The following is a 22743-nucleotide window of genomic DNA, read 5'->3' as shown; positions in this document are numbered from 1 at the left end:
ATATGAAGGGCCGGACAGCTTCACCTACACCGTCTCGGACGGCACAGACACCGATACCGCAACCGTCAGCCTCAATGTCGCAGCTCCGCCCAGTTCCGGTGTTTCTGACGATTTTTCTGGCCTCACACTAAATCCAATTTGGGTTTTTGCAGGGCCAGCAGAGGTCAGTTCGGGGCTGGGCACGTCCGCAAACGATGCGTTCCTGATCCTATCTACACCGGCTGGCAACTACGACGTTTACGACGAAAACCGGGGCGCGCGCCTGTTACAGGCTGTGCCCGACGACGATTTCCGGGTCGAAGCGCGTTTCCTGAGTACGCCGACCGAACAATTCCAGCTTCAGGGATTTTTGGTGGAGCAGGATGTGGACAACTGGCTGCGCTTTGACACCTATTCCGATGGCAGCAATCTGCGCGCCTTTGCGGCGATCACCATCAACGGTAACAGCAGTCCAATGTTCAATGTTGTTATTCCCGGCGGAAATGCTCCATATCTGGACCTGTCGCGCTCTGAGGATATCTGGACCTTCCGATACTCTACTGACGGGGTGACTTGGACCACTGCCGGTAGCTTCACCCATGCGCTCAATGTTACCGCTGTCGGACCGATGGCCGGAAGCACTCAGACCAGCGCCGGCTATACAGCCCGAGTGGACTATGTGGCCTTCGATGGCGATCCGATCGCGGATGAGGATGGAAATTTTGTGCCTCAGCCGCATCCGCCCGAGGCCAATGACGACACGCTGTCGGCGCTGCCCGATACAGCACTGAACATTAACGTGGCCACTGCTCTTTTGATCAATGACAGTGACGCGGATGGCGACCCGCTGAGCCTCGACAGCTTCACCCAGCCAGCCAATGGCACTCTCACGGACAATGGCGACGGCACCCTCACCTATACCCCCAACGCTGGATATGAAGGGCCGGACAGCTTCACCTACACCGTCTCGGACGGCACAGACACCGATACCGCAACCGTCAGCCTAACTGTACGCGACCATATCAGTGTCTGGTACGGGGACACGCAAACCTTTGGCGCACCGGGCGCAGCGCAACAATGGGTAAACATCCTTGGCAACGTTTATACTGTCGATTTGGTGTCGCTTACTTATTCCCTGAATGGCGGAGAAGAACAGACACTTTCAGTCGGGCCAGACACACGACGACTTGAAGCGAACGGAGACTTCAATATTGACCTCGATTTTGCCGCGCTGGATGGTTCCTCTGCTGACGACATTGTGACCATAACGGCGACCTATACGGACGGAGAAATCTTTACTCAGGATGTTACGATCCAATACGAGGACGGCGTGATCTGGGACGCCGACTATGTGGTCGACTGGTCAAATGTCACAAACCTTCAGGATGTAGCCCAAGTAGTCGATGGCGACTGGATTATCACGGCCGACGGGGTCCGGATTGCACAACCGGGTTATGATAGGATTCTGACCTTTGGCGATCAGTCCTGGGACAATTATGAGGTAAACCTGTCCCTGACGATCAACGAAATGCACGACGGCACGCCCAGAGATGGTGCTGGCCTTGGCTTCGGAATGCTTTGGGGCGGGCATACAGATGACCCGATTTCGGGCTGGCAACCCCTGTCCGGTTACAACCCGATCATCTCACCCTTCTACAATACCAATGACGACAGATTTGAACTCCATGATTATCCCAATTGGGGCTCCCTGCTCGACACATCGCCATTCAGCTTTACGGAAGGAGCAACATACAATGTAACCATCCGGGTGGAACAGACTGACCTGATCAACAGGGTTTATCGCTTCAAGATCTGGGAAGAAGGCAGCAGCGAGCCTGTAGAGTGGCTTTTAGAAGGGACGGATGTGATACCGGAACCCCTGAATGGCTCCTTCGCACTTATTGCTCACCACTGGGACATCACCTACCACGATCTTACATTTGCCGAAATTGAAGGCGATGACATCATCATGGGAACCGATGGCACGGATCTGCTGGTTGGGGTGGATTCCAATGTGGCGCTACCAGGGCTGGGGGAACGTGATGTGCTGGTCGGCCACGAAGACGCGGATGTCTTTGTCTTCGGTGATTCTAACGGTAGCTACTACGATGACGGCGACGGCAGCACTGATGGCGTCAACGATTTTGGCTACGCTTGGGATTTTGTTTCCGGAACAGATCAAATTCAACTAGCTGGGGTCTCGACGGATTATGTTCTGACCGAGGATGCTGCGGGCCTGCCTGCGGGTACCGCAATCTGGCTATTGGGGGCCGGTGGGGACGAGGACGAATTGATCGGTGTGATCAATAATGTGTACGGGTTGTCGCTAACCAGTGACGACTTCCTCTTCCAAGGTGATTTGCTGGCCTGAGGCGCAGAGACCACGGTTTGAACGGTTTTCACAAAAAGGTTGAATTCTGGTTGCGCCCTTGTATTCAGATTGTACGATTTTGATTGAATTTCACCCTTGCTGTCGTTTTCAGTTACATGCCGAAAACCCGGAAAATTGCATAGCGATAACCTTTGCCGGGGTGAGTGTTTTTTGTTGAAAGTCGCTGAGTTCGACGGTGCCGGGTACGCGTTGTCGTTTGGGTCAGAGGCTGATTTAGGAGGTTGGCGAGTTGCGCATTCTGGTTACCGGGCACAACGGATATATTGGCGGGGTTCTGATCCCCTTTCTGCAGGAGCGCGGGCATCATGTGACCGGGCTCGACAGTTACTATTTCGAACATTGCGACATGTCCGGTATGCCCGAGGCGGACGCCGTGATCCGCAAGGATATCCGCGATGTGGGACCTGCCGACATGGAAGGTTTCGATGCAGTGATCCATCTTGCGGGTTTGTCGAACGATCCGATGGGCAATCTCAATCCGCAATGCACCTATGACATCAACGCGGATGCAACGCTGACCCTTGGCCGCGCGGCAAAGGCGGCTGGGGTAGAGCGGTTCGCCTTCTCGTCGTCCTGCTCGATCTATGGGGCGGCCAGCCCCGAGGATGTGCTGGACGAAAGCGCCGAATTCAATCCGGTTACACCCTATGGTGAATCCAAGGTCCGCAGCGAGGCGATCCTGTCCGATCTGGCGGATGACAGTTTCTCGCCGGTCTTCCTGCGCAATGCCACCGCTTATGGCGCCTCACCCAAACTGCGGGCGGACCTGATGGTCAACAGCCTGGTTGGTTACGCATTCCTGCAAGGCGAGGTTCTGATCAAAAGCGACGGTACACCCTGGCGGCCATTGGTTCATATCGAGGATATCAGCCGGGCCTTCCTTGCCACGCTTGAGGCCCCACGCGACCTGATCCACAACACCGCCTGGAATGTTGGCCGCTCCAGCGAGAACTACCAGGTGCGCGACGTTGCAGAGCATGTCGAGCAACTGGTTCCGGGCAGCCGCATTGCTTACGAACCGGGCGGCGGACCCGACAAGCGCTGCTACCGGGTGGATTTCTCGAAGATCGAAACCGGGCTGCCGGGCTATGACCCGCAATGGACGGTCCCGATGGGCATTGAGGAACTGCACAAGGCCTATGTGGACAACGGGCTGGATCTGGCGGATTTCGAGGGCTCGCGTTTCATTCGCCTGAAAACACTTCAGGACCACATGGAGAGCGGCGCGCTTGATGCCGAGCTATTCTGGACGGAACGCCGCGCTGCTGCGGGGTGATCCGTGACACCTGCAGATATCACCACAAGCGGTGAAGCGCCGGGCCCAGCCTGCCCGTCCTGCGGCCAGTCCGGGAATATACTGCCGCTCTATGATCTGACCGACATTCCGGTGCAGAGCACGTTGCTTTTGCCGGATCGTGCCACTGCGCTCGGGTTTCCGACCGGTGACATGGCGCTGTGCTGGTGCCCCGAATGCGGGTTGGCCTTCAACGCCCGGTTTGATCCGACGCGGGTCGATTACGGCACTGGGTATGAAGACGCCCAGGGCGGCTCGCCCACATTCAATGCGTTTGTCTCGGATCTGGCGCAGGGCTGGATCGAGCGGTTCGGCCTTGGCGGCGGGCATCTGATCGAGGTTGGATGCGGCAAGGGTGATTTCCTGCGCCTGATCTGCGCCCAGGGCGGCTGCAGCGGTACCGGCTATGACCCGGCCTATGTACCGGGCCGCAGTTCGGAACCGGGCGGGCTGGCCTTTCACGCCGAGAACTTCACCAAAGCCCACGTACCGGTAGATGCGGATTTTCTGATCTGCCGGCACACACTGGAACATATTGGCGATGTCGCCGGTTTTCTGGCTCTGATGCGGCAGGCCGCCGGGGATGGCACCCGTCTGCGCTTTGGTTTCGAGGTACCGGACCTGCGGCGCATCCTGATCGAAGGTGCGTTCTGGGACATCTATTACGAGCATGCCAGCTATTTCACCGCCGGATCTCTGGCGCGGGCCTTCCGGCTGGCGCGGTTCGATGTGCTCGACCTGCGTCGGGTTTATGGGGAGCAATACCTGATCATCGAAGCGGCAGTGTCGGATCAGCCGTCACCGCTGCCTGAACTGGCCGACGATCTGACTGAGACCACAAAGCTGGTTGCAGAGTTCCGCGATACCGCGCGGGCGCGCATCGACGGCTGGCGACGGCGTTTCGCCGCCTGGCGTGACGCCGGACAGCGCGTGGCGCTTTGGGGATCCGGCTCGAAGGCGGTGGGTTTTCTGACCACCATCGGCGATCCCGGTATTGTCTCGTGCGTCGTCGATATCAACCCGGCACGGCAGGGGCATTACATGCCTGGCTGCGCCGCCCCCATCGTGGGACCCGAAACTCTGACCGAAAAGCACCCGGACGTCGTGATCGTTATGAACAGTATCTATCGTGACGAAATCGCCGCCCAGATCGCCAGCATGCAACTGTCCCCTGAAATCCTGACAACTGATACCGCCCCCGAAATGGAGCCAACGCAATGACCGCCACACCTTCTGTGCCTGCCTGTCCGGTTTGCGGCGGGAACCATGCCAGGCTTTTCTTTTCGTTGTCCGATCAGCCGGTGCTGATCGGCGTGCTGTGGCCGGATGCGGACAGCGCCCGCGCCTGCCGTCGGGGGGATATCGATCTGGCCTTCTGCCCCGATTGCGGATTTATCTGGAATGTGTCCTTCGATCCGGACCGGATCGAATACGATCAGCAATACGACAACTCGCTGCATTTCTCGCCAACCTTCCAGAACTATTCGCAGAAACTGGTCGACCGTCTGGTGAACACCTATGGGCTGCATCAGCGCACCGTGGTCGATATCGGCTGTGGCAAAGGCGACTTCCTGGCTATGCTCTGCGAGGCCGGGGGTAATACCGGGTACGGCTTTGACCCATCCTACGAGGGTGAGCGGGTCAACACCTCGGCCGCTGACCGCATTACCTGGTCGAATGACTATTATGGCGAAGAACACGCCCGCCTGCAGGCCGATCTGCTGGCCTCGCGCTTTGTTTATGAACACATCCCGGCCCCGAATGATTTCCTGCGGATGATCCGGCGCTCGATCACTGATCCGGATCGTACAGTGATCTATTTCGAAGTGCCGGACACTGATCTGATCATCCGGCAGGGTTCGGTCTGGGACGTGATTTATGAGCATTGTTCCTATTTTAGTGTCGAATCCCTGACCCGATCCTTTGCGGCCTGCGGCTTTGACGTGCTGCGCGTGGAAGAGACCTTTGAAAAGCAGTTTCTGACAATCGAAGCACGGGCTGCGGGAACGGATACCGGCAACCCGGGCAGCGACACCGGCAATCTCGGGCAGCTGGCGGCGGATGTCGCTGCATTTGGCGAAACGCAGAACACCAAGATGTCCGGCTGGCGCGACCGGCTGGCGCAATGGCGCGCCGAGGGCCGCCGGGCTGTGGCCTGGGGTGCTGGCGCCAAGGCGGTTGGTTTCCTCAATATGCTGGGGGATCGCGACACGATCACCCGCGTGGTCGACATCAACCCTCATAAACAGGGCAAACATCTGGCCGGAACCGGCCAGCAGATCATTTCGCCACAGGCGCTGACGGAAGATCCGCCCGATGTTGTCGTGTTGATGAATCCTATCTACCGTAACGAGATAACGGCACAATTGGCGGAGCTTGGGCTTACGCCGGAACTGATCAATTCCTGATACGAAACGCATTGAAATAACAAGAGAGGCCCCGCATGTCAGCTCCTACCGGATCCTTCCCCTGTCGGTTTTGCGGCACACACCTCAAGCATACGCTGGTCGATCTCGGCATGTCGCCATTGTGCGAAAGCTATGTCGCCGAAGAAAACTATTCGAAGATGGAGCCTTTCTATCCGCTCCATGCCTTCGTTTGCCACGAATGCTATCTCGCCCAGCTCGACGAGTTTGTCCCGGCCGAGGAGATCTTTACCGAATACGCCTATTTCTCATCCTATGCGGATAGCTGGGTGGAACATGCGCGCCGCTATTGTCACGACATGCAAGACCGTTTCGGACTGGGTTCCGACAGTCAGGTGGTCGAGGTGGCCAGTAACGACGGCTATCTGTTGCAGCATTTCGTAACGCTGGGCATCCCTTGCTATGGGGTGGAGCCCGCAGAAAACGTGGCCCAGGTGGCCATCGACAAGGGTGTGCCGACCGAGGTCGAGTTTTTTGGCGTCGAAACGGCCCGGAAGCTGGCTGCACAAGGGCGGCAAGCGGATCTGATCCTGGGCAAGAACGTGTTGGCGCAGGTGCCCGATCTGAATGATTTCGTGGCCGGGCTGAAAATCATGATGAAGCCCGGTGCGGTGATGACGATCGAGTTCCCGCATCTTCTGGCCACCATGGAAGGCAACCAGTTCGATCAGGTCTATCACGAGCATTACTGCTATTTCTCGCTGATTGCGGCGGAGCGGGTCTTTGCCCATCACGGCATCCGGCTGTTCGATATCGAAGAGGTATCCACCCATGGCGGGTCACTGCGCATCATTGGTCGCCACGAGGAAGACGACACCAAACCGGTGACGGATCGTCTTGTGGCCTTCCGGAACAGGGAACTGGCCGCAGGGCTGGACCGGATGGAAACCTATGCCTCTTTCGACGAACAGGTGCGCGAAACCAAACGCAAGGCGCTGGAATATCTGATCGCCGCGGCACGCGCCGGTAAACAGATCGCTGCCTATGGCGCGCCGGGCAAGGGTAACACTTTCCTGAACTATTGCGGGATCAAGACAGACCTCATCTCCTATACGGTCGACCGCAATCCCTATAAACAGGGTCGCTATTTGCCCGGTTCCCGGATTCCGATCCACCATCCGGACAAGATCGCCGAAACCAAGCCGGACGTTATCGTCATCCTGCCCTGGAATTTCCGCGACGAAATCGCCGAGCAGCTATCCTATACCGCCGAATGGGGTGCCGAATTGGTGGTTTTTGTCCCCGAAGCCACGGTGCTGGCACCACAGGCAGCCCGGGCACGGGCCTGAACAAAAGAAAAGGATCAGCCATGAAAGTCGTTTTGTTCTGTGGGGGCCAGGGAACCCGGCTGCGGGATTATTCCGATCAGATTCCCAAGCCACTGGTGCCGGTGGGGGGACGTCCGATCCTGTGGCACATCATGAAGTACTATGCCTCTTACGGGCACAAGGATTTCATCATTTGCCTGGGTTACAAAGGCGAGGCGATCAAGCAGTTCTTCCTGGACTATGACGAGCGGGTCAACAACGACTTCGTCTTCGAAAACGGCGGTGCCAGGATCGACGTTCTGCAAAGCGACATTCAGGACTGGCGCATCACCTTTGTCGACACCGGTCAGAACACCAATATCGGTGGCCGCCTTTTGCGCGTGCGCGAGCATCTGGACGGCGAAGAGATGTTTCTGGCCAACTATGCCGACACGCTGACCGATCTTGATCTCGATGCGATGATCCAGGGCTTTTCCGCCACCGATGCGATCGCCGGGTTCTGCTGTGTAAAACCCCCGTATTCCTTCCATCTGGTGTCTTTCGGCGATGACAGCCGCGTGGCGCAAATCTCGGATGTGAAGGACTCGGGCATGTGGATGAATGGCGGCTATTTTGCCTTGCGCCCCGAGATTTTCGACAATCTGCATGAAGGTGAGGAACTGGTGATCGAAGGCTTTGAACGCCTGGTCGGGCAAAAGCGGCTTTATGCGCACCAGCATGAAAGCTTCTGGACCTGCATGGACACGTTCAAGGAAAAGCAGGCGCTGGATGACCGGGTGGCCGCCGGGAATACGCCCTGGCAGGTCTGGAAGGACGACTGAGACGATGCGTGAACTCGGTCTTGGGAAACTCGGCACGGTGCTCTGCCTCGGTGCCCATAGCGACGATATCGAAATTGGTGCGGGCGCAACCATTTTGCGGCTTATCCGCGACAATCCAGATGCCCATATCGTCTGGGTGGTCTGTGCAGCCTCGGGTGTCCGCGGCGAAGAGGCCCGGGCCAGCGCCGAACGCTTTCTGGAAGGCGCGGGATCGTCAGAGATCGTGCTGAAAGACTTCCGTGACGGCCATTTTCCGCATCAATGGGCCGAAGTGAAGGCGTTTCTGGAAACGCTGAAAGTGCATGACCCCGACCTGATCCTGACCCAATACAAGCAGGATCTTCATCAGGATCACCGCATCCTGTCAGAACTGACCTGGAACACGTTCCGCGATCATATGATCCTGGAATACGAGATTCCGAAATGGGATGGTGGCATGGGGTCACCCAACGCTTTCGTCCCCGCCTCTGTTGCGGATACCGACACCAAAATCTCGCTGCTAATGGAGTGTTTCGCCTCGCAGGCGGGCAAGCACTGGTTTGACGACCTGACCTTTCGCGGCCTGATGCGGTTGCGCGGTCTGGAATGCAACGCCCCGGACGCCTTGGCCGAAGCGTTTTATGCCCGGAAGCTGCGGTTGGGGTAGAAGTAAACAACCACAAATGCAGAACAATTGATATGGCACCCGGAATTTCGAGCCCCGCCCCTTTGGGGGTTGCGGCCTGAGGTGCTAAAACGAAGCCCTGAACTACCCGTCTTGAACGCAACAAGCCGCCAGAGATACGCTCTGGCGGCTTGCAATGCTTCGGAACAGGTATGTGTTCAGTATCAGGCTAGCAGGTCGAAGGTTTCGACATGTAACGCTTCGTCCAGGATCTGAACATCGGACAGCGTGCCGTCGAAGCCATTTCTGACCTTGTCACCACCGTTAGAACTGTCCCAACCAAGGCCGCCAATCTGCAGGTTCTGCTGGTTCCCGGTCAGGTCGAAATCGAACTCTTGCGTTTCAACGTGTTCGCCGTTCACTGCAAGACCGATCTCGTCGCCATCAAACCAAATCTGAACATCATAGTCCTGATTGGCCTTGATGCCTTCTACCGTCATATTAGCGTCGCTGTTCGTCTCTGCATCCTGAAAGCGCAGGACCAGGTCGTCACCCTTCAACATAACCGAAAGGTGATCCCCACCTTCATAGCCGCTGGCATCCTTGGAGATCAGACCTTGAAGACCGTTCAAGTCGTCAGCGTTGAAGGTGAAGGCGATTGTTCCTTCCTCCAATTCCAGAGCTTGGTCGTGGTCCAGATTGGTGATGCTCCGATTCTTACCGTAGAACTCAGCCTCTCCCGCTTGGAAGACCACGTTACCTGCGGTATCCACAGGCGTTTCCGGCTCAGTCACAGGTGTTTCCGGCTCAGTCACAGGTGTTTCCGGCTCAGTCACAGGTGTTTCCGGCTCAGTCACAGGTGTTTCCGGCTCAGTCACAGGGGTCTCAGGAAGCGCCTGGGAGGCGTAGATGAACTCCTGCATTTGCTCAGGCGTCCATTTCCCCTCGACGATTGCAACGTCGGAAATTGCGCCGTCGAATACATTCCCATAGCCTGCCTTGCCCGAGTCGCTGCCCCACCCCAGGGCACCAATCTGCAGATACTCGACGTTGTCAGCCAAGGTCATCGAAAAGTCGGCAGTATGAACCTGCTGGCCATCCAACCAAACTCCGACTTCATTGTCACCGAAGGAGAGTTGCAGGTCGTAGTCCTGATTCGCGTTTATCCCGGGGATACGGACGATCTCGTCACTGGAACCGTCCTGGAAACGCACGACCAGCGAGCCCTTGTCGATATAGACAGCCAGGTGATTACCACCACCGGCATAATAGCTGGCATCCTTGGTCAGAATACCGTACCGGCCCGAAACAGTATCGGCATTGAAGCTGAGTGCAATGGTCCCGGTTTCCAGCGCCAAGTCATTGCTATGAGCAACCTCAATCACATCCGAGCTGCTGCTGATGTTCTGTGTGCCCAATACGCTGAACGCCGCGCCGTCAAGCTGGCCGCCATTAGTCTCATCCGAAACCTCCGACTCAGTCGGCTCGGGCTCAGTCGGCTCGGGGTTGGATAACTCGGGCTCGGTCAACTCGGGGCTGGATGGCTCGGGAATATAAGAAGTGCCGTCAAGCAGTTCCATCAGCCTTTCGTAAGCGCCGTATTGTTCAGCCAGGCTGCCCTCGACAGGACGCAGGTCTTCAAGAGTCAAACCAGGCGTAATGTCACCTTGGAAGTACTTATCGTAATTGTCGATGTCTCCTTGGAAGTTCGCCCCAACCTCTTCTGTCGTAGAAGTAATCAAGTTACCCGAGCTGGAAACTTGTGCTCCGTCTTTCACACGCACGACGGTCGCGTTGTGAACGGTGTCGGTGATGTTAACCAGTGTATTGTCACGGACGGTGATACCAGAAGTGTTCGCACCGCCTACAACAATGCCATTATACATACCAGTTGCGAGAATGTTCTGCTCGATCAGGATGTTGTGGAAATCTTCACCATTCAAGAAGAGCCCCTGCACGTTCATCTGAGTTTCCGTCAGAAGCACGTTGCCGCGGATAACACCATCCGACGAACCTGACCCCTGGAACTGCATGAAGTCCAGGTGCCATCCCTCCTCGGGATAGACGTGCCCACCTTGGGTGTTGTTTTCGATCAGGAAATCGTTGATCCCGATAAACTTGAAAGCATCGCTGCCGATATAATCGACGTAGTTCTCAGAAACTTCGATCCTTTCATTAGGGTAAATGACAAAACCGTTCTTTACGTCATGCACATAGTTGCCGCTGAGAAGGATATCGGTGTTATAGGCCGCATAAATCCCGTAATGGCCGGACATATTGTTGTCTTCCAGGCCGTGGACTTCAGAGTTCACGAATTCCACATGATCGCTATTCGTGATCGAAACGATGTTGGAAGACTGGCTGCCATTTCCGCTGTCTCCCACTTCAATTCCGTCAATGCGCAAGTGGCTGACATTGTCCACATCAAGGTGTGAGAAAAAAGCTGGTTTATCTGGGTCCGCCGATTTGACGGTCACCATGCTGTTGTAGCTAAGGTTCTTGAAATCAACGGAGCCATAGTTTCCGGATGCAAGAACAATCGTGTCGCCGCCCTGAGCAGAAGAAAGAGCCGACAATAGCTGCGACGCGTTTGATACGTTGATAGTTGCCATTATGATTGTGCCTCATTTTGGCTTCATGCGGCAGGCAAGACTGCCGCCGTGAGTGGTTGCGGTTAGAACTCTTTAACCAGCGCGCCGTGGATCATCCCTTAAGTCCTACGGCACAGGACAAGCATTTAGCGCTATGTTCAAACGCCAAAATGCGGATACTCGCACTTGACTTGCCGGGCAGGTTGGCCCGCAAGTGTGTTATTTATGTGGTCTTTTTGAGATCAACTCGCCTCGTGAGTGTGGTATTTGTGTGGTCTTTTTATTGACGTCGCGCAATCACTACTTTGTAGAACTTTCGCTATCAAGCGGCACAAATAATGTCGGCATTTTTCCCGCATAGCTTTGTAATGATTTTTGCGCGATAGAAGAAATGATAGCTCTCAAGGCTCTATTTGGCAGCGGATACAAACGTAAAAATCTATTTTAATTCATAACGTTATTGAAGAAAACCGTCAGCTTACCCAAGGTAAAGGTGTGACTGGCAAAAAACTGCCACTTCTGGACAAAAACTCAACCGGGAAAGGACAGGAACCATATCCGCTTCGAATTGAATCGCAAATTATTGCAGCCAGGCTTGATTAAAAGGCTTTCAACCTTTTGGAAGAAATTCTTTAAGGCTGACTATCACGGCTAGATTTCAGCCATTTTTCAGGATCATTCCCAATCAATTTAAAAGCGATTCGAAAATCATTTATGATATTGATTCTATTTAAGTTTCCCCCACTGAATCACGTTTGTGATGGTTTTAAAGATAAGATCAATGCGATGCGACCTGCACCGCAGCCCATATTCGGCATCTGAGGGGCGCACTGGAAACTCCACAATGCTTGGCTACTCTCTCCGACGGTCTGGTCACGGCTTGTGATCAGCGTTTGCCCAAAGTTCCTACCATAGTCGCTACAGCCCTCGTCACTTACGGGTTCAGTAATTCCATTAAACGCGTGTTGGCCCCGAAAACCTCTGCAGGACCGCCTTTGATAGGTGTTAAGTCGTCGATCGTCATACCTGGACGGGGCAACCCCTTCGCAAAAGCTGTGCTGTAGTGATATGGTCGACCACGTTGTCTGACCTGCAGCAACAGATTTCCATCTGTTAGACCGCCCTTTTCATGAACCATTATGTTGCCTGTGACCGAGACAACCGATCCGTTTTCCACTCGCACGACGGTCGCCTTGTGTACGGTGTCTGGAATATTGATCAGGGTGTTGTAACGGATAACCATTCCCGAAGTGCCGGATTCACCATCCACCACAATGCCGTTGAACATGCCGGTTGCGATGATGTTCTGTTCTATCAAGATATCGTTGAAGGCTGCACCCCTCATGAAAATCCCCTGCACGTTCATCTGAGTTTCCGTCAGAAGCACGTTGCCGCGGATAATTCCGTTCGAAGTATCCGCGGTCCCCTGGAATTGCATGAAGTCCAGGTGCCATCCCGCCTCAGGGTTGACGTGCCCTCCTTGGGTGTTGTTTTCGATCAGGAAGTCGTTGATCCCGATAAACTTGAAAGCATCACTACCGATATAATCGACATAGTTCTCAGAAACTGAGACCCTTTCATTAGGGTAGATGACAAAACCGTTCTTTACGTCATGCACATAGTTGCCACTGAGAAGAATGTCGGTATTGCCATTGGCATAAATCCCATAATGGCCGGACATATTGTTGTCTTCCAAGCCGTGGACTTCAGAGTTCACGAATTCCACATGATCGCTGTTCGTGATCGAAACGATTTTGGAAGCCTGACCGCCATTTCCGCTATCAGCGACCACAATCCCGTCGATGCGCAAGTGGCTGACATTGTCGACTTCAAAACTAGAGAAAAGCGCAGGGTTGTCCGGATCCGCCGATTTGACGGTAACCATGCTATTGTAGCTGAAGTTCTTGAGGGCAACAGAACCGTAATTCCCCGATGCTAGGACAATCGTGTCGCCCCCCTGAGCAGCATCCAACATTGTGAGCAATTTGTTCACATCAGCAAGAGCAGGAACAAGTTGGGCATACAATGTGCTTATGAACAAAACCACAGATCGAAGTTTCATGTGCGCTCTCGCCGCGAATGATAGGCTTCATAACGGCTGTATCGCAGAGCTGTTCTAGTGCCTTTATCGCCTCGATGAGAACGACTTGGGTCTCTCTCATCGGTGTGTGTTGCATTAGTTTTTTCTCTATTTTCATCATCGAGAAGCCAAGCACCAGCACCAATCAGAAAAATGAAAAAGACATATATGACTTTCCAGTAGTTAGTAGCCCAGCCCGCAAGGAAAAACCCAATCATACAAACCAGATAGCCGGTCCGGTAATTCGAGGATCGATCACTCAAACCGGATTTGAACAAAATCGGTAGGAACATTGCAAAAAAGAACAACAGTTGCAAAAGGCCGGCGGGCAATCCATGCATCACCGCAGGATGCAGCCAGAACATATCCAAGCTACTGCTTTTCCACTCAGGCCTATACCATTCACCCAAGCCAACACCAAAGAGCGGATTTTGCTCAACGGATATGGTGCCGTACCGCCAGATCAATATCCGTGAATAAGCTGTCTTCGTATTGAAGGCAAAAAGCGAAATGAATATTTCCGGAGTCGATCGGTTAGCCGCGATTTCGATCGCAACTACCACTGACAAGATGCCGCCACTGAGAATGAACCAACGTTGTTTAACTTTGTGCAGAAGGTTGTCCCAAGTAATTAGCCCTAGCTGCGCGACAATAGCGGTTAGAGGGCCAGAAGACAGGGACAACATAGCGGTTAAGGTTACCAAAAATGTCCTACCCCAACGCTTCCAGAGAGACGCCTTATATCCCAATACATAATAGGTCAGACTCACCGTCCCACCGCAGAAGATGCCAAATAGAATAGGGTGCTGGAATACCCCTTGCACCCGATCAAGACCCCAGCGAGGATCTTTCCAGACATCCCAGCCTGAAAATGTGAGCTTATTGGCTAGCTCTAGCAGGATATTGTGTGCTGTCAGTGTTTCGTAAATAGCAAAGGGCAGCATCAACAACACGATCCAGAACAACATCCGGACCACGGAATAAAAATCATCTGCACTACGAATATAGCAACGCGCCATGAGATACGCCCCCATGGTCTCGATAAAACGAATGCCAGAGGGTTCAAGTGCAAGCGCCGGACCGTGCAGAACAAAATAGCTGAGTGCCACCCATAGACAAAGTCCGAGTAGTGCCACATCCGCAACGCGGATACGCCCCGCCCTACCCTGCACCCACATTATCAGACCGGGCACAATCCAAAGAGTCAGCAGAAAGCGGTTCACGGTCATCTGAATGGGACCAAGCTGAAAAAAGAATGGTATCACCAGAGAAAGAATGAACAGACGCAGCAGCAAAGGCATGCGATGCGTACGGACATCCCCGGCCGCTTTTGCCGTTTCTGGAAAAGAACTGCTCTCTGTTGCTGTCATTGTTCGTAGATGCCCTAATCAAGCTATGAATAATACATCAACGCAGAGAATACATGTATACACTCCAATAGTATGTGCTGTTTTGGGTATTTTCGCGACAAAGCCGGAAAGTTGTTCTGCATCAAAAGAAAAAACCTGAATTGGAGTATGCAGAGAAATCGAGCCCCACATCAAACCGAACTCCCCCTGAACGTATGATGACTCCCTCATCTCCAACATTGTGAACGGTCGCTCGTGGGCAACCATGTACCGGCTATAGTGGCTGTGCTGCAGTTTCTCAGCGTGCCATTTGCATCGACTATTCCCAGCAGAGCTTCCTGCGTCCGGAACAATAGGGCAGCGCAGTTGCTGGTTCCTGTTTCTTTCTGTTGATCGTGGTCAGGACACGATCAATGGCGCTGACACTCAAAGAGATGAAGGCGTGGTCGCGAGTTGCGGACTTAGACGCGGCATCAACGAACAAAGGCTTGATTGGCGGGGAAATTCCGTCCTAAATGCTGAAAATCTGTGTTTCGTTCGGTGAATGAAAAATCATGAGTTCCAAAGGCAATGTTCGCAGTGTCGCAGACCCTCGGCTTTGTCTGGGGTGTGGCGTATGCTCGTATATCGGTTCCGAGGACGACGTCACGATGGTAGATTTGGACCATGTCGGTACGCGCCCAAAATTCTCTGAAACCATAAGCAGCTCGAAGACCAGAGAGATGCTTGCTGTCTGCCCAACCGTATTTGCGGATTTTGGCGAATTGAAACGACGAGCTGATTATGAGCCTGCCGTGGACAAAGCAACCGAAAACAACTGGGGCGCAATCACGGGTATCTGGGAGGGCTATGCAACCGATGAGGAAATCCGCTTCAAAGGCAGCTCTGGCGGCGCATTGACAGCAATTGCGCAGTACTGCCTCGAGCAGCGCGGTTTTCATGGAGTGTTGCACACTGGTGAAAACCCTGAAGATCCGATCCGCAACAAGACCAGAATGTCCTTTAACCGCAAAGACCTTATGGCCGTTTTGGGTTCTCGCTACTCCCCGGCATCTGTATGCGACGGATTGGGACAGGTTGAAGCCGCGCCCACACCGTGCGTGGTTATTGGCAAGCCGGTTGAAGTGACAGCTACGCGAAACGTTATGAAGGTTCGCCCAGCCTTGGCTAAGAAAGTTGGGGTTACACTGTCCTTCTTCTGCGCAGAGACCCCGCCGACGCAAGCCACGCGCAACCTTATGGAGCGCTTTGGCGTCACAGAAGCCACTTTGAAAAGCCTGCGTTATCGCGGCTATGGCTGGCCAGGATACTTCACCACCCGCAACGAGGATGAGCCAGCCAAAGAACACCTGATCTACTATGAGGCTTGGTCTTATCTGCAACAATTCCGCCCCTGGGCCACTCATTTGTGGCCCGATGGGTCAGGGGAGCTTGCCGATATCTCCTGTGGTGACCCTTGGTATGAACATCCGGATGGTGAGAACCCGGGCTTCTCCCTAATCGTCGCGCGCACCAAACTGGGTAAAGATATTATTGAGGGTGCGATCGCTGCGGGATACCTCACCGCATCGGCGGCGGAACCGTGGAAAATTGACAAATCTCAAGAAGGCCTGCTCCGTAAGAAAGGCTCTGTATGGGGTCGTCGGCTCGCACATCGCATTCTAGGTATGCCAAACACTCAATTCAAAGAACTCGACCTGTTTGGCCCGTGGCTGGCCTTACCACTGAAGTTGAAGCTCAAGTCGACGGTCGGGACGCTGCGACGGATCGTACAACGTGGCATGTGGCGGACTCCTTAACACAGACATACATTGTACAAGCCAGGTAGTTTTAGGCCGGTGACGTTTTGATCTACGGTGCTATGACGGCTGCATTATTGCATTAAGTAGTCTTACGCGAATTTTCTGAGGGATCCCGCGAAGGACCACACTGCGCCAGACCGATGGTCGCATGGCAAAGCGTCGGTGGAAGCCACCTATCAAGTGCCGTAGATACAGTCCTGATTTGAGCCGCTACCGATAACTCACACTCCAAAATGTTTCGCGCGCGAAACATTTGAACAAGCACTACTGAGCCCGCAACCAATCCTGCAATGCGTCGGCCAGCTGCTCCGAAACCGCACCGCCAATCAGTTCGATCCGCCCTCGATCTGGAGTAAAGCGCATTTCAATTTCTGGCGTCACGCGGGTTATAATCCGCTCACCTGCCGCCGAAGCCGGATCAGACTGGCGAGTGACCGCGGACTGTTTAACTTCGACCGGAGCTTTAGGAGGCGCCAGCCGTTCGGCCAATACAGATGACAGAACTTGCATCTCGACCTCAGCACTGTCTCGAGGGCTGTTCTGAAGTCTTTTTTTCAGTGCATCGGCAAACTCCGGATCACGGGTCATTTCGCGAACCAGCGCCAGGCCAAGCTTCTCGCTGATTGCCGACGGGAAATGAAGGGATGTATCAAAGGCTTCGACCAAAGCGATGAATGTACCGATCTTCGATCGCTTTGACCGTGTCGCATTACCGAATAGTCCCTGCAATGCGGCTTTCTGTGTTGGGTAAACCCCTTCCCGCATCGCACGCACGGTGATGCGCGCGCGCTCATAGTGACTTAGGTTCACTCGGATCTCGTTTTCCTCGACCATCGCCACATAGGCATCCTGAGCGGTATCCGGAGTGATCACCATCGCCTTCACATGTGCGAATTTGGGATCCGAGGTTTCCTGATAAAGCCTGCGCAGCGCTGTCAGACGTCGCCATCCCGAAATCAAGCCATGGGTACAAGATCCTTTTGCATCCGGCAAAGTGACAACCTCAATGGGCATTTGCTGCCCTCTGGTACGCAAGCTGTCCAGCAACGAAGCCATTTCTTCTTCATTTTGTTCCAGACGGTCACGCACCAGGTGACGTTCATCAATCGCCACCAGGGGCAATAACTCAATCATACGCCCTTCCTTTCGGGCGCTTTGTAGAACCTGGGTAACTTCCTCTAGCGCGGCTACGGTCGACGCTTCACCGGCCACCTGTGCGATAGGTGCCGCACTGGCCCCTAGTGGTGCAGATTTTGCCTCGGGTACCGCGCCCAGATAGCTCGGTTGGGCCGGGGTCAATCGCTTACGTTTTGCCATCTCTGCTTCTCCTCGCATGCCCTACAGTGTTTTGTCCCGGGATCGTTATTCTGCCGCCTGTTGTGCTGCCAGTTCATCCCGCCGCCACACACCGATCAACAACCGCTTGAATGCAGCATAGGTTGCGTCGAATGTTTCGCGGCCGCGTGCATAGGTTTCACGATTAAAATCGCGGTAATCGGCTTCATAAATCCCGCTTACCTGTTCGCCGGCTTGCCCGATCAAAGCGGTGAAATCCTGTCGGTGTGGAGAAAGCGTTTTGCCCAGATAGGCCTGCATCAGGGCCGAAAGCTCCCCTTGCTGCGCTCCGTCATATCGTGTGATGACCGCGCGGACTGCATCCCACTCGAATGCCATTTCAGGTCGTCCTAAAGCGCGGGCTGCAACGTTCTCACCATCTTCAATGCTGGCAAATGTCGAATGCAGCATGTCGAAAAACCGCCCTGTGGAGTCAAACTCCAGGAAAGATGCCCCAAGCGGTACTAACAGAATATCGGCTGCCGATAAGCCGTTTATAGTCAGATAGCCTAGGGCAGGGGGGGTATCTATGAAAACAAGGTCATAGTTCTCCAACACGCCATCTGCAGCTAAGCGGTCGCTAAGAGCGTCCCAAAGTTTCCACCCTCTCGCCTGCATGCGCCAGACCGGTATCTGGAACTCGGCCCAGTACAGGTTCAGCTGTGCTCCGATCAAATCGATATTGGGCCAGTGGGTTTTTTGGATGACATCCTCCGCTGTCATTTCCAAAGCCGCACTCAGTGTGTCGTCGAGCGGCTGCGGCGGGTCCCCGCGATCCAAGCGCCGTTGATTTTCTATACGCAGATATTCACCGTAGTGACGAGCTAACAAAGGAAAGGCCGTTTGCCATTCATCTTCGACACGGCCACTGAAGATAGAGGTCATCGAGCCCTGGCTGTCGAGATCGACCACAAGCACCTTGTATCCATCAAGCGCAGCAGACATCGCCAGATGCGCCGCAGTGGATGTCTTACCTACGCCGCCTTTGAAGTTGGCTACGGCAACCAATTTGGCGGGCTGACCCTCAGGCCGATAAGGCAGGTAGTTTTTAGACTTAGAACCCTGCGCACCGAAGAAGGCACGCAGGCGCAACACCTCCTCCAGACTGAACCACTTGGCGCCACCTTCGGTCTCGGATCGCCCCTGGGGGAGGTCAGGGTTTTGTTTTAAGACGCGGCGAAAATGCGCTTGAGCAACAGGGATTAAATAGCGGGTGATTTCCCAAGTGGAAAACAGGCGTAAAGACTTATGCCCTTCATCGTTCAGACCTCGACTCGCAAGATCAGCCCGACCCTGAGCGCAAGCCTGAGCAATGACTTCAAAACCCTCTGAGCTTGTGGGTAAGTCCAAATCTGCAAGCGCCGAATCCGGATCAATATTGAAATAGGGGGGGAGGGAAGTTCCGTCCTTAGCCATAGTAATTACCGCCCGATGTATCGCCTTTTGTCCATGATACGCAAAAACTCGGCACATGGAAGGTAAATGCGCACAAATAGATTTTTTCTCAGTAAAATAAGGGGGTGGTGGTGCGATTTTAGCGCATCGTGGAATGTTGTGTGTTTTCTTTTAGAGTTATTTTTGTGTTATTTATAGTTATAGATCCTCCGTCATCAAAAAAAATCATTTAATATCATTTTCTTAATCGATTTTTACTCTTACACGCTGACTCTGAAACCCCGATAGAATGACTCTGAACCCCCGATCTGGTGACTCCGAACCCCCGTTGTGCGGCTATGTGGATAACTCTAGGGTGGGTGTCACTAAAACCACGAAAAAACGAGTCGGATAGCGGTTCGACACGAAGGCTCCGAAAGAGAGCTGCAGGAAAGAGGGCCATGGGCAGGGCAGTCACAGATACGGTCGGGGGGCTTCTTCCAGACCGCAGGCAGCAGGGCGATTTCTTCGTCTGCGATGTTTTCGATGCGATTCCCAAGGATGATCTCGCCAGTATGGAACACCCGCTGTTCTCGCTGGCGACCCGTCCGGATCGACGCATTCTGGAATACCAGCACAACGGTGTGCAAATCACGGTGACGCCGTCGGTCAAGGGGCTGGCGACAATCCATGACAAGGACATCCTGATTTTCTGCATCAGTCAGCTTATGGCAGCGATCAACGCCGGGCGTACGGTCAGTAGAACGCTGCAGCTGAAGGCGCATGATTTGCTGGTGGCAACCAACCGTGAGACCAGCGGTGATGCCTACCGGCGGCTGCGCGAGGCTTTCGAACGGTTGGCGGGCACCCGCATCACCACCAACATCGTCACAGGAGAGACAGAAACCACCACGGGTTTCGGTTTGATCGAAAGCTGGGAGATTGTGCGAAAAACCCGCGGAGGCCGGATGGTCAGTGTGGCGGTGACCCTGTCCGATTGGTTATATCGGGCGGTGCTGTCGAAATCGGTGCTTACGTTGTCGCGCGATTACTTTCGTCTGCGTAAACCGCTGGAACGGAGGATCTACGAGTTGGCGCGCAAACACTGCGGGCGCCAGCCTGGCTGGACGGTTTCGGTGGACACGCTTCTGAAGAAGTCAGGCAGTGCCTCGCCGCGTCGTGTTTTTCGCAAGATGCTCCGTGATATGATCGAGGCGAACCACTTGCCCGATTACGAGATGCGCGAGGATCCGGGTGACCTGATACGGTTTGCCCCGCGCGCAGGGCTGATCGAACCAGATACACCCCCGCCGGTACTGGATGTAGAGACCCTGGAAGAGGCGCGCCGTCTCATGCCCGGTGTCGATGTCTACGGGCTCGAAGCGGAATGGCGCGGGGTTTGGATCCGCTCAGGTGCGCCGCGGTTAAGGAAGCCGGATGCGGCGTTTTTGGGTTGGGTACGCAAGCGGGCAGGGGGGTGAAGGCCACAGTGGAGACCGTATCCTTTGCCCCTGCTAGTACTGGATCGTTCCGGCGGAGCCGGTTCTACCGTCGCCCCACAGTATAAGGCAGAATTTAAATTTAGCTTTCCGACCGTCCGCACCAGATCGTGCGTGGGATTCCGGGGATAAGCACTTTCTATATGGGCCGGCGTCGACACCTAACGGAATGTTCGCGATGGCTAGTTCTCGTGCAGGCAACTGCCTGCCTAAGGCCAATAATTTTGCGAACTGAGAAAAAGGATTGCTCCCTCATTGAAAAAGTTTGCGGCCGAACCCGCAAAGGCCTATCAATAATTCAAAGAATTTGCATGAGCGAGTATACTGTTGTGAGCCGTTTTATTAATGCGCTGATAAGTCCCCAAAAGATTCCTTTGAAAATTTGGAAAGCCCTTGGCACTGCGTCAACCAGGTCAAAACTAGATTATGATCTTTTTGATCGCCCACACTATGCTTATTGCTTGGCAAATGCAGCGCGTTTGGCGGCTGCTTTGAATATCCGGAAGATTTCAGCTCTGGAGTTTGGCGTTGCGGGCGGGCAGGGCTTGCTGGCATTGGAAAAGCTGTGTCCTGAATTAGAGAAAATTTATGGGGTGGAAATCGAAATATGGGGCTTTGATACCGGTGAGGGTCTGCCTGACCCAGTCGATTACCGTGATCTGCCCTACATTTGGAAAAAAGGCTTCTACAAGATGGATCAGGATGCATTACAGAGTCGCCTGTCCCGCAGCCGTCTTGTTCTGGGTGATGTGAAAGATACCGTCCCGGACTTCGTGAAAACTCACAAACCCGCCCCGATCGGTGCGGCTTTTCTTGATTTGGACTTCTGGTCTTCTACACGTGATGCGTTGGCTCTTTTTCAAGGAAACGCCGAAAACCTTCTCCCTCGGGTATTCTGTTATTGTGATGATGTAGTCAGTGCAGAAGGTGGCGGGCTTCTTTGCGAAGATGTTGGACAGTTGCGCGCATTACGCGACTACAACGATGTCTCGGATGAACGAAAAATTCGCCAGATCGCCGGTTTGGTACATACGCGTCGTATCAAAGCCGTCTGGAATTCACAAATCTATGTTCATCACGCGTTCGACCATCCGAACTATAATGAATACGTGCATTCAGATACAGATCGCCAACTTAGCATAAACTAGACCAGACTTTCTAATCCCATAGCAAAACTGGAACAGGTTGGAATGTTTGGCGCTCAAATGCCTGAGTGTTTCCAACTATTGAACTGCCTAGAGAGGCAGAGCATTTTGTATTTTTTGAAATCAGTTAAGGCGCATACGTGCAATTTTCGTATTTCCTGCGCATTACATTGCGGTACTGTAAATTATTGTCACTGTGGCCTTAGGATCTGTTGCAAACTTTGGCTATTGACGCTTGCGCCGCCAGCGGATGAATGACTATCGGTATTATCAAGTCGAAAGTCCGATCATGATCTCTTTCAAGGCGCACAATATTCTAGGGAAGTGATCCTGTTCGCGGTATTTTTCTACGTTCGCTAGGGAGTGTCATACCGGGATCTGGAAGAAATCATGCGCGAGCGGGGCGTTTCTGTTGATCACTCCACGCTGAACCGGTGGGTCACACGGTATTCCGGCGCGATGGCAGAAACAGCCCGCCGGCGTAAAAGACCATGCGACCGTTCCTGGAGAATGGATGAGACTTACATCCGAGTGAAGGGGGCGTTGGTCTATCTCTATCGAGCCGTCGATAAGTATGGCAAGACACTTGGCTTCATGCTTTCACGACGCCGAAACAAACCAGCCGCCACGAAGTTCTTCGCTCGGATGCTGGAAGTTAATGGGTTGCCACGAAAGATCGTCATCGACAAGAGAGGCGCCAACACTGCTGGTATCAAAGCCGTCAACACCATGCTCAAGAGTTTTGGATGTCCAATTTCAATTGAGATGTTGCATCGGAAGTACC

At 54.0% G+C, this 22743-nt stretch carries 15 protein-coding genes and 1 pseudogene; 11 read left to right on the top strand and 5 right to left on the bottom strand.

Going from position 1 to position 22743, the window contains the following annotated elements:
* The 7 genes from ACR0IM_RS24070 to ACR0IM_RS24040 all read left to right on the top strand — a co-directional run.
* Nucleotides 1-2350, top strand: a 2350-nt coding sequence (locus ACR0IM_RS24070) for a cadherin-like domain-containing protein (RefSeq protein WP_480683446.1), incomplete at its 5' end; no start/stop codon positions are given.
* Between the two features lie 250 nt (nt 2351-2600).
* On the top strand, nt 2601-3647 hold the full coding sequence (locus tag ACR0IM_RS24065; RefSeq protein ID WP_480643579.1) for an NAD-dependent epimerase/dehydratase family protein: 1047 nt from the start codon (nt 2601-2603) through the stop codon (nt 3645-3647).
* Between the two features lie 3 nt (nt 3648-3650).
* Nucleotides 3651-4886: a class I SAM-dependent methyltransferase gene (locus tag ACR0IM_RS24060; protein ID WP_480643578.1), complete on the top strand. Its 1236-nt coding sequence runs from the start codon at nt 3651-3653 to the stop codon at nt 4884-4886.
* Nucleotides 4883-6073, top strand: coding sequence for a class I SAM-dependent methyltransferase (locus ACR0IM_RS24055; protein ID WP_480643577.1), 1191 nt, complete (start codon nt 4883-4885; stop codon nt 6071-6073). Before ACR0IM_RS24060 ends, ACR0IM_RS24055 begins: the two co-directional genes overlap by 4 nt.
* Before the next feature lie 35 nt (nt 6074-6108).
* On the top strand, nt 6109-7380 hold the full coding sequence (locus tag ACR0IM_RS24050) for a methyltransferase domain-containing protein (protein WP_480643576.1): 1272 nt from the start codon (nt 6109-6111) through the stop codon (nt 7378-7380).
* Nucleotides 7381-7400: 20 nt separating this feature from the next.
* Nucleotides 7401-8180 carry a sugar phosphate nucleotidyltransferase gene (locus ACR0IM_RS24045; RefSeq protein ID WP_480643575.1) on the top strand — a complete coding sequence of 260 codons (780 nt, stop codon included), beginning with the start codon at nt 7401-7403 and terminating at the stop codon, nt 8178-8180.
* A gap of 4 nt (nt 8181-8184) precedes the next feature.
* Nucleotides 8185-8826: a PIG-L deacetylase family protein gene (locus ACR0IM_RS24040; protein ID WP_480643573.1), complete on the top strand. Its 642-nt coding sequence runs from the start codon at nt 8185-8187 to the stop codon at nt 8824-8826.
* Nucleotides 8827-9008: 182 nt separating this feature from the next.
* Here ACR0IM_RS24040 and ACR0IM_RS24035 read toward each other — a convergent pair whose 3' ends face one another.
* The 3 genes from ACR0IM_RS24035 to ACR0IM_RS24025 all read right to left on the bottom strand — a co-directional run bounded on the left by ACR0IM_RS24035 (nt 9009) and on the right by ACR0IM_RS24025 (nt 14825).
* The gene (locus tag ACR0IM_RS24035) at nt 9009-11396 is read right to left on the bottom strand and encodes a LamG domain-containing protein (protein WP_480643572.1); all 2388 of its coding nucleotides are present in this window, start codon (nt 11394-11396) and stop codon (nt 9009-9011) included.
* A gap of 913 nt (nt 11397-12309) precedes the next feature.
* Nucleotides 12310-13437 carry a right-handed parallel beta-helix repeat-containing protein gene (locus ACR0IM_RS24030; RefSeq protein ID WP_480683445.1) on the bottom strand — a complete coding sequence of 376 codons (1128 nt, stop codon included), beginning with the start codon at nt 13435-13437 and terminating at the stop codon, nt 12310-12312.
* Nucleotides 13434-14825, bottom strand: coding sequence for an O-antigen ligase family protein (locus tag ACR0IM_RS24025; RefSeq protein WP_480643568.1), 1392 nt, complete (start codon nt 14823-14825; stop codon nt 13434-13436). Before ACR0IM_RS24025 ends, ACR0IM_RS24030 begins: the two co-directional genes overlap by 4 nt.
* Before the next feature lie 629 nt (nt 14826-15454).
* Between ACR0IM_RS24025 and ACR0IM_RS24020 the strand changes: the two genes are divergently transcribed.
* Complete coding sequence (locus tag ACR0IM_RS24020) at nt 15455-16603, top strand: Coenzyme F420 hydrogenase/dehydrogenase, beta subunit C-terminal domain (RefSeq protein ID WP_480683444.1); 1149 nt, start codon at nt 15455-15457, stop codon at nt 16601-16603.
* Between the two features lie 267 nt (nt 16604-16870).
* Here the strand turns inward: ACR0IM_RS24020 and ACR0IM_RS24015 are convergent, their stop codons facing one another.
* Both ACR0IM_RS24015 and ACR0IM_RS24010 read right to left on the bottom strand, forming a co-directional pair.
* A complete protein-coding gene (locus ACR0IM_RS24015) occupies nt 16871-17923 on the bottom strand; it encodes a ParB/RepB/Spo0J family partition protein (RefSeq protein WP_480643564.1) in 1053 nt (350 codons plus the stop codon).
* A 45-nt stretch (nt 17924-17968) separates the two neighbouring features.
* A complete protein-coding gene (locus ACR0IM_RS24010) occupies nt 17969-19357 on the bottom strand; it encodes an AAA family ATPase (protein ID WP_480643562.1) in 1389 nt (462 codons plus the stop codon).
* A 419-nt stretch (nt 19358-19776) separates the two neighbouring features.
* Between ACR0IM_RS24010 and ACR0IM_RS24005 the strand changes: the two genes are divergently transcribed.
* From ACR0IM_RS24005 to ACR0IM_RS23995, 3 genes and pseudogenes are all read left to right on the top strand, one after another.
* On the top strand, nt 19777-20796 hold the full coding sequence (locus ACR0IM_RS24005) for a replication initiator protein A (RefSeq protein WP_480643561.1): 1020 nt from the start codon (nt 19777-19779) through the stop codon (nt 20794-20796).
* A gap of 329 nt (nt 20797-21125) precedes the next feature.
* On the top strand, nt 21126-21962 hold the full coding sequence (locus tag ACR0IM_RS24000; RefSeq protein ID WP_480643560.1) for a class I SAM-dependent methyltransferase: 837 nt from the start codon (nt 21126-21128) through the stop codon (nt 21960-21962).
* Between the two features lie 321 nt (nt 21963-22283).
* A pseudogene (locus ACR0IM_RS23995) lies at nt 22284-22743 on the top strand (IS6 family transposase); the annotation flags it as partial.

It is taken from the genome of Ruegeria sp. BF6 (assembly GCF_056538665.1).
This window is presented reverse-complemented; position numbering and strand designations above follow the sequence as displayed.

Coding starts and splice junctions, on each gene's coding strand:
- ACR0IM_RS24055 (WP_480643577.1), top strand. CDS start 4,883: ATGACCGCCACACCTTCTGTGCCTGCCTGTCCGGTTTGCGGCGGGAAC.
- ACR0IM_RS24050 (WP_480643576.1), top strand. CDS start 6,109: ATGTCAGCTCCTACCGGATCCTTCCCCTGTCGGTTTTGCGGCACACAC.
- ACR0IM_RS24045 (WP_480643575.1), top strand. CDS start 7,401: ATGAAAGTCGTTTTGTTCTGTGGGGGCCAGGGAACCCGGCTGCGGGAT.
- ACR0IM_RS24040 (WP_480643573.1), top strand. CDS start 8,185: ATGCGTGAACTCGGTCTTGGGAAACTCGGCACGGTGCTCTGCCTCGGT.
- ACR0IM_RS24035 (WP_480643572.1), bottom strand. CDS start 11,396: ATGGCAACTATCAACGTATCAAACGCGTCGCAGCTATTGTCGGCTCTT.
- ACR0IM_RS24030 (WP_480683445.1), bottom strand. CDS start 13,437: ATGAAACTTCGATCTGTGGTTTTGTTCATAAGCACATTGTATGCCCAA.
- ACR0IM_RS24025 (WP_480643568.1), bottom strand. CDS start 14,825: ATGACAGCAACAGAGAGCAGTTCTTTTCCAGAAACGGCAAAAGCGGCC.
- ACR0IM_RS24020 (WP_480683444.1), top strand. CDS start 15,455: ATGGTAGATTTGGACCATGTCGGTACGCGCCCAAAATTCTCTGAAACC.
- ACR0IM_RS24015 (WP_480643564.1), bottom strand. CDS start 17,923: ATGGCAAAACGTAAGCGATTGACCCCGGCCCAACCGAGCTATCTGGGC.
- ACR0IM_RS24010 (WP_480643562.1), bottom strand. CDS start 19,357: ATGGCTAAGGACGGAACTTCCCTCCCCCCCTATTTCAATATTGATCCG.
- ACR0IM_RS24005 (WP_480643561.1), top strand. CDS start 19,777: ATGGGCAGGGCAGTCACAGATACGGTCGGGGGGCTTCTTCCAGACCGC.
- ACR0IM_RS24000 (WP_480643560.1), top strand. CDS start 21,126: ATGAGCGAGTATACTGTTGTGAGCCGTTTTATTAATGCGCTGATAAGT.